The sequence below is a fragment of the Curtobacterium sp. ME26 genome (assembly GCF_903970945.1).
Lineage (GTDB): Bacteria > Actinomycetota > Actinomycetes > Actinomycetales > Microbacteriaceae > Curtobacterium > Curtobacterium citri.
The window spans coordinates 21,191-28,262 of record NZ_CAJCKG010000040.1 but is presented as its reverse complement, the minus strand read 5'-3'; the positions used below and the strand labels follow the sequence as shown (position 1 = coordinate 28,262).

Here is a 7,072-nt window from a genome sequence, read left to right as displayed (position 1 = left end):
TTTTTTTTCAAGGAGAAGCCGGCATACGAGATTCTCCGGTGGGACTGGAGTTCAGACGTGTGCCCTTCCGATCCCCCCCCGACGCCGGCGCCGCCCGCTCGCGGACCGACCTCAGCCCGCCGGCGGGACGATCCGGTCGCGCGGACGCACCGTGGCGAGCAGGTCCGCCACGTCCGCGAGCACCGCCTCGGACTGGACCTCGTCGACGTACGAGGGGTCGTGCTCGCAGCGCTCCGCGGTCCACCCGACCTGCGTGACGTCGACGCCGCACACCGGGCAGCGGGTGACGAAGGACATGTGCACGCGGTGGCGCCCGCGATCGACCGGTCCGGCGTTGACGACGTTCCCGAACCAGAACACCCCGACGGTCGGCGTCCCGACCGCGACCGCGAGGTGCCGCGGCCCGGAGTCGTCGCCGACCACGACGTCCGCCGCCGCGAGCACCGTCGGCAGGTCCGCCAGGGGCAGCGCGTCGGTGAGGTCGTGCAGGCGCTCGTGCAGCGCCGTGGGCACCGCCCCGAGGATCGCCTGCGACGCGGGCACGTCGGTCGCGTCGCCGACGAGCACGACGTCGTCGCCGGCATCGAGCCGTGCCGAGACGACCGCGGCGAAGCGCTCGGGACTCCAGCGGCGACGCGGGTCGGTCGCGCCCGGGTGCACCGCGAGCAGTCGCCCGGTCACGCCGAGCCGGTCGCGGACGGCCCGGCGTTCCTCGGCGGTGACGTGCAACCGCGGGTCGAGCGTGACCGGGGCGGCACCGGCGAGCGAGGCGACCTCGAGCCCGCGGACGACCTCGTGCTGGTAGTAGACGTAGCGGACCCACCGCTCGAGGACCTCGGCGTCCTCGGTGGCCGTGCCCACGGTGTGCCGGGCGCCGAGCCGCAGCAGGAACGGGTTCGAGTTCCGGCCGCCGCCGTGCAGCTGCACCGCGAGGTCGAAGCGGCCGCGCAGCCGCTGCTCGAAGTCCTCGAGCGTCGGGGCCCCCTCGCCGCCGTCACGCACCCCGGGCACGACCGGCAGCTCCTCGAACGCGTGCACGGCGTCCGTGCGCCCGCGCAGCACCGCCGGGGCCGTCGGACCGCCGAGCAGCGTGATGCGCGCGTCGGGGTACGCGGCGTGCAGCGCCTCGAGCGCGGGGACCGCGAACATCAGGTCCCCCAGCCCGCCGCCGCGGAGCACCGCGATCTCCCGGACGTCGTCGAAGCGTTCTCCACCGTTGCCGATCAGTTGCACCACACCCGTCTACCGGAGCGCTGCCGAGAGGAGCCGGAGCAGTGCCACCGTGGGCGCGGCGTTGTGCGCTCCACGGACGAGCGACCGGGAAACCGGGGCAGCGCTCAGGATCGTCCGAGGAACGTGGAGGAACTGCCCGTACATCCGTGAAGGACACCATGACGCTCGCCTCCCCGTCCCCCACCGCGACCGACGCCGACCACCTGGTGGTCACCGACCCCGTCGACGGCTCGATCGCCACGACGACGCCGCGCTCGACGCCGGAGGACGTGGAGAACGCCGTCGCGCGCGCCCGTGCGGCCGCTCCCGCGTGGGCACGCACGGCACCGGCGGAGCGCGGCGCCCTGCTGCACGCCGCCGCGGCCCACCTCCGGGCGAACGCCCAGGAGCTCGCCGACCTGAACACCCGCGAGACCGGGAAGGTGCCCGGCGACGCGCTGGGCGGCGTGGAGGCCGGCATCGGGACGCTCGTGCAGTACGCCGAGCTCGGCCCGGTCCACCGCGGCGAGGCGCTCCGCGGGCAGTTCGGTGCCGCCGACTGGTCGGTGCCGCACCCCCGCGGTGTCGTCCTGGCGCTGACGCCCTGGAACGATCCGGTGGCCGTGGCACTCGGCATCCTCGGTGCAGCGATCGTCACGGGCAACACCGTCGTGCACAAGGGCAGCGAGCGCTGCCCCGGCACGAGCGCCCGGCTGAACGCGCTGCTCGCCGAGGTCCTGCCCGACGGCGTCCTCGTGGGTGTGGACGGTGACGCGAGCACCGGCGAGGCGCTGCTGCAGCAGGACGGCATCGGCGTCTACGCCCACGTCGGCTCGACCGCGACCGGCGACCGCCTGACCGAGGTCGCCGCCACGACCCGCGCCCACGTCATCCGTGAGAACGGCGGCAACGACGCGGTCGTCGTCGACGCGGACGTCGACCCGACCTGGGCCGCGGCGCAGGTCGCCCTCGGGGCCTTCGCGAACACCGGGCAGATCTGCACGAGCGTCGAGCGGGTCTACGTGCACCGCGACCTCGCCGAGGAGTTCACCGCCGCGCTCGTCGCCGAGGCGGAGCGTCGGACGGCCTCCCCCGCGGCCGAGTTCGGCCCGCTCGTCGACGACCGCCTCCGCCGCACCGTCCAGTCGCACGTCGACGACGCCGTGCAGCGCGGTGCGACGGTCCGGACCGGCGGTGTCACCCCCGGCGGCACCGGGACGTTCTACCCGGCGACCGTCCTCACCGACTGCGCGGACGAGATGCTCGTGATGACCGAGGAGACCTTCGGCCCGATCGCCCCGGTCCGGGTCGTCGAGTCGTTCGACGAGGGGCTCCGCCTGGCCGCGGCCGACCGCTACGGCCTCGCCGCGACCGTCCTGACCGGCGACACGGGCAACGCCCTGCGTGCCGCCGCGGAACTGCCCGTCGGCACCGTCAAGGTGAACGCCGTCTTCGGCGGAGCACCCGGCGGCAGCGCCCAGCCCCGCGGTGCCTCCGGCGCCGGCTTCGGCTACGGCCCCCACCTGCTCGACGAGATGACCACGACCACGGTCGTGCACCTCGAGCCCGCGCCCGCCCGCACCACCTCCGGAGGCACCCGATGACCGCCGACGTCCGCCTGGTCCGTGACCTCGTCGCCACCGTCGACGACCGCGAGCCCCTCGTGGTCGTCATCGGCGACTGCATCCTCGACCGCTGGACCGTCGGCGAGGCCGAGCGCGTCTCGCGCGAGGCCCCCGCTCCCGTCGTCCGCGTCACCGAGACCATCGCGGTCCCCGGTGGTGCGGCGAACACCGCGGTGAACGCCCGTGCCCTCGGCGCCCGCGTCCGCATGGTCGGGCTGATCGGTGACGACGAGTCGGGCCGCGTCCTCCGCGAGCGGCTCGAGACCGCCGGCGTCGACACGACGTACCTGGTCGAGGTCCCCGGCGCGCGCACGACGACCAAGTCCCGCGTCGTCGGCGGCGACCGCGTCGTCGTCCGCGTGGACGAGCTCGCCGCGACGCCGGACGCCCACGCCGGGGCCCGGCTCGCCGGGGCCGTCGCGCGTGCCGTCCGCACGGCCGACGCCGCCGTGGTCTGCGACTACGACCTCGGCGTCCAGCCGGAGGACGTCGTCCCGGTGCTCGACCGCGACCGTCCCAGCGCGGTCGTGGTCGACGCGCACGACCTGACCCGGTGGGCGGACCTGCACCCGGACCTCGTGACGCCGAACTCCGGCGAGACCGCGGGTCTGCTCGGCCGTGACCTCGGCGCCGGCTCTGCCCGCGTCCCGGTCGTCGTCGACGCCCGCGACGAGGTGCTCGCCCGCAGCGGTGCCCGTGCCGCGGTGGTCACGCTCGACCGTGACGGCACCGTCCTGCTCGAGCGCGGCGCGGACCAGGCATTCCGCACGCGCGCGACGCCCGCGTCGGAGCAGCAGGCGTCCGGCGCCGGTGACACGTTCTGCGCCGCGGCGACCGTCGCCCTCGCCGTCCGGGCGCCGCTCCGGGACGCGATCGCCGTCGCCCAGGCAGCTGCCGACGTCGTCGTCCGCGAGGCCGGCACCTCCGTCTGCACGGCCGCCGCACTCGTCGAGTCGGTGACCGCTCCGGCCGCGACCGTCGTCGACCACGACGACCTCGCCACCGCGGTCGAGGCCGCACGGGCGGCCGGCCGGCGCGTGGTCTTCACGAACGGCTGCTTCGACGTCGTGCACCGCGGCCACACCACCTACCTCCGGCAGGCGCGTGAGCTCGGGGACCTGCTCGTCGTCGCCCTGAACGACGACGACTCGGTCCGCCGGCTGAAGGGTCCGGAGCGTCCGATCAACACCGCTGAGGACCGTGCCGGCGTGCTGGCCGCCCTCGCGTGCGTCGACCTGGTGACGGTCTTCGCGACGGACACCCCGATCCCGCTCATCGAGCGCCTGCGACCCGAGGTCTACGTCAAGGGCGGCGACTACTCGCCGGAGATGCTGCAGGAGACCGGGGTCGTCCGTGCCTACGGCGGCGAGGTCGTCATGGTCGACTACGTGCCGGAGCACTCGACCACCGCCGTGGTCCGACGCATCCGCGAGGCGGCAGCGGCCACCGCGGCAGCGGCTGCTGCGGACGCAGCAGCGGACGGCGCCGCGGTCGACACCGCCCCGGCCACCGAACCCGACCCGGCGCCGTGACCGCGGCGCGCTGGTCGGGCGCCTGGGGCCGTCCGGTCGCGGGCGACGCGACGACGGCCGAGGTCGACGTCCTCGTCCCCACGGTCGGCCGCCCGGCGGAGCTCGCGACGACGTTCGCCGGACTCGCCGCGCAGACGGACGTCGCCTTCCGGCTCGTGCTGAGCGACCAGTCCGCGGGTCAGGACGCCGCCACCGTGCCGGCGGTCGCCGCCATGCTGCGCGTCCTGGAGGCACAGGGCCGCTCCGTCGTGCTGCTCGCGCACCCGGAACGGCGCGGCCTGGCGGAGCACCGGCAGCACCTGCTCGACCACGCCACCGCCCCCGCGGTGCTGTACCTCGACGACGACGTCTGGCTCGAGCCGGGCACCGTCCGTCGCATGCTCGACGCCCTGCGCGACCTGGGGTGCGGCTTCGTCGGGAGCGCCGTGCAGGGCCTGTCGTACCTGCAGGACCGACGTCCGCACGAGACCGCCGTGTACGAGCCCTGGGACGGCCCCGTCGTGCCCGAGGTGGTCCGCCGCGGGACCCCCGCGTTCGACCGGCTGTCGCTGCACAACGCGGCGAACCCGGCGCACGTCGCGGCCGGGCTCGACGTCGAACCGGGCGGCTGGGTCCCCTACCGCGTGGCGTGGGTCGGAGCGTGCGTGCTCTACGACCGGGAGGCGCTCGAGACCGTCGGCGGCTTCGGCTTCTGGCCGGTGCTCCCGCCCGAGCACTCGGGCGAGGACGTCGTCGCGCAGTGGCGGGTCATGGAGCGCTTCGGCGGTGCCGGGATCCTGCCGTCCGGCGCGGTGCACCTCGAGAGTCCGACGACCGTGACCGACCGCCGGGTGGACGCCCCGGACGTCCTGTTCGACGACCACGAGCCGTCCACGCACCGCTCCTGACCGGGCGCGCCTCCGCAGAACGCAACCCCGGCGGTTCCCCGCAGCGCTGTTCCGCTGCGAGCAACCGCCGGGGTCGCGTGTTGCGAGGGGGACGTCAGCGCACGCGGACCTGCGCGGTGGCCTGACGACCGGTCTGCACACCGGTGAACGTCACGGTCGTGCTGCCCCGCTCGGCCTTCCACTGCACCGACGCTCGTCCGTCGACCAGGTCGAGCGTGCCGAGGTCGGTGTTCCCCGCCTGCACCCGGACCTGCCGGTCGCCGGCGAACCGGCTCGCGGTGAACGTGACCCGCTCCCCGCGGTGCGGCGACCGGTCGGACACGTCCACCCGGGCACCACGGCTCAGCGCGGCGACGTCCTCCGACAGGCGCAGCCCGTCGCGGATGGTGGAGAAGGTGTCGGTCTGGTCGGAGAGTCCGACCACGTTCGCCGCCCCCGGGCCGTACGCCGCGATGCGGACCTGCGTGCCGGTGTGCTGCTGCGAGGAGCCGGCACCCGCCGTGCCGTAGGACACCTTCATCGTGGTGCCGTCGGCGGTGCGGAGCGCGGTCGACAGCGAGGTCGGCGGCGTGTTGTCGACGATCTGGCTCGAGTGCGCGTGGTCGGCGGTGGCGATGACGAGCGTGTTGCCGTCCTGCTTCGCGAACGCCAGGGCGGCCTGCACGGCCTCGTCGAAGTCGATCGTCTCGCCGATCTGGCCGCACGCGTCGGCCGCGTGGTCCTGCTTGTCGATGCTCGCGCCCTCGACCTGCAGGAAGAAGCCCTTGCCGGACTTCCCGCGGCCACGGTCGAGCAGCTGGATCGACTTGTTCGTCAGCGACTGCAGCGAGAGCCCCGTCGACAGGCGCGCCGGGTTCGCCGTGCAGGTCACCGGAGCGTGGTCCGCACCGCCGACGGTGGCCGTGGTCGGCGCGTACCGGGTCGGGAAGTTGCCCGGCGTGAAGAGCCCGAGGAGCGGCTTCGACTGGTCGGCGGCACGCACGCCCGCGAGCCCCGCAGCGTCGGACACGACCTGGTAGCCGCGCTGCTGCGCCTGCGAGACGAGCGTGTCGCCCTGCCACTGGCCGGCCTTCGCGGTCTGCTGGAAGCTCGCCGAGCCGCCGCCGAGGGTCACGTCGGGGCGGGCGTTCAGCAGCTGCTCGCTGATCGAGCCGAGGCCGCCGTTCTGCAGGGCGTCGCTGCCGCAGGAGGCGGTGTCCGGGCCGTAGCAGGAGCGGGCGCCGACGTGCGCGACCTGGACCGCCGGGGTGGCGTCCTGGATCTCGGCGGTGGAGACGTCGCCGGTGCGCAGGCCGTTCGCCTTCGCGAGCTCGAGCAGCGTCTGCTGGGGCTTCCCGTCCACGTCGACGGAGATCGCCCCGTCGTAGGTCTTCGTCCCGGTCGCCCAGGCGCTGCCGGAGGCTGCCGAGTCGGTGACGTAGTCGGGCTTGCCCTTGTCCGCGCCGTCCTTCACGACGGAGTAGGTCGTGTAGGAGCCCGTGAGCGGCAGTGCGTCGAGTCCGGGCAGGCGACCGGCGGCGCCGTACTGGTAGTTCCGGGCGATCGTGATCTCGGAGTCGCCCATCCCGTCGCCGATGAGCAGGATGACGTTCTTCGCGGCGGCGCGCTGGATCGCCTGCTGGACGGTGCGGGTCTGGTCGCCCTGGTGCCGCTGCGCGCCGCCGTGCTGGCTGAGCGCGAGCTGACCGACGGCCTCGGCCCCGGCGGGCACGGCGATGGCGGCTGCGACGAGCGCGGCGCCGAGTGCGAGCGCCCTGCGGCGTCGCTTGGTGGGAGTGGCGTGCATCAGGTGTTCCCCTCGTGATGGCACCCGTTC

5 protein-coding genes are annotated in these 7,072 nt (G+C 74.7%); 3 read left to right on the top strand and 2 right to left on the bottom strand.

From position 1 onward, the window contains the following. Positions 1-111 precede the first annotated feature (111 nt). A complete protein-coding gene (locus H7A69_RS13690; RefSeq protein ID WP_182047486.1) occupies positions 112-1,233 on the bottom strand; it encodes a glycosyltransferase family 9 protein in 1,122 nt (373 codons plus the stop codon). A 158-nt stretch (positions 1,234-1,391) separates the two neighbouring features. Here H7A69_RS13690 and H7A69_RS13685 point away from each other — a divergent pair, with 158 nt between their 5' ends. From H7A69_RS13685 to H7A69_RS13675, 3 genes are read left to right on the top strand one after another with little or no spacing between them, the layout of a single operon-like run. Further along, entirely contained in the window at positions 1,392-2,816 is a 1,425-nt protein-coding gene (locus H7A69_RS13685) for an aldehyde dehydrogenase family protein (protein ID WP_182047487.1), read from the top strand. Next, positions 2,813-4,369 (top strand): D-glycero-beta-D-manno-heptose 1-phosphate adenylyltransferase, encoded by a 1,557-nt coding sequence (rfaE2, locus tag H7A69_RS13680; RefSeq protein ID WP_259346233.1) that lies wholly within the window; start codon positions 2,813-2,815, stop codon positions 4,367-4,369. The genes H7A69_RS13685 and rfaE2 overlap by 4 nt, the downstream gene beginning before the upstream one ends. After that, entirely contained in the window at positions 4,366-5,256 is an 891-nt protein-coding gene (locus H7A69_RS13675; RefSeq protein ID WP_182047485.1) for a glycosyltransferase, read from the top strand. Before rfaE2 ends, H7A69_RS13675 begins: the two co-directional genes overlap by 4 nt. 94 nt (positions 5,257-5,350) lie before the next feature. Here the strand turns inward: H7A69_RS13675 and phoA are convergent, their stop codons facing one another. Next, positions 5,351-7,042: an alkaline phosphatase gene (phoA, locus tag H7A69_RS13670; protein ID WP_182047484.1), complete on the bottom strand. Its 1,692-nt coding sequence runs from the start codon at positions 7,040-7,042 to the stop codon at positions 5,351-5,353. Between the last annotated feature and the right edge of the window lie 30 nt (positions 7,043-7,072).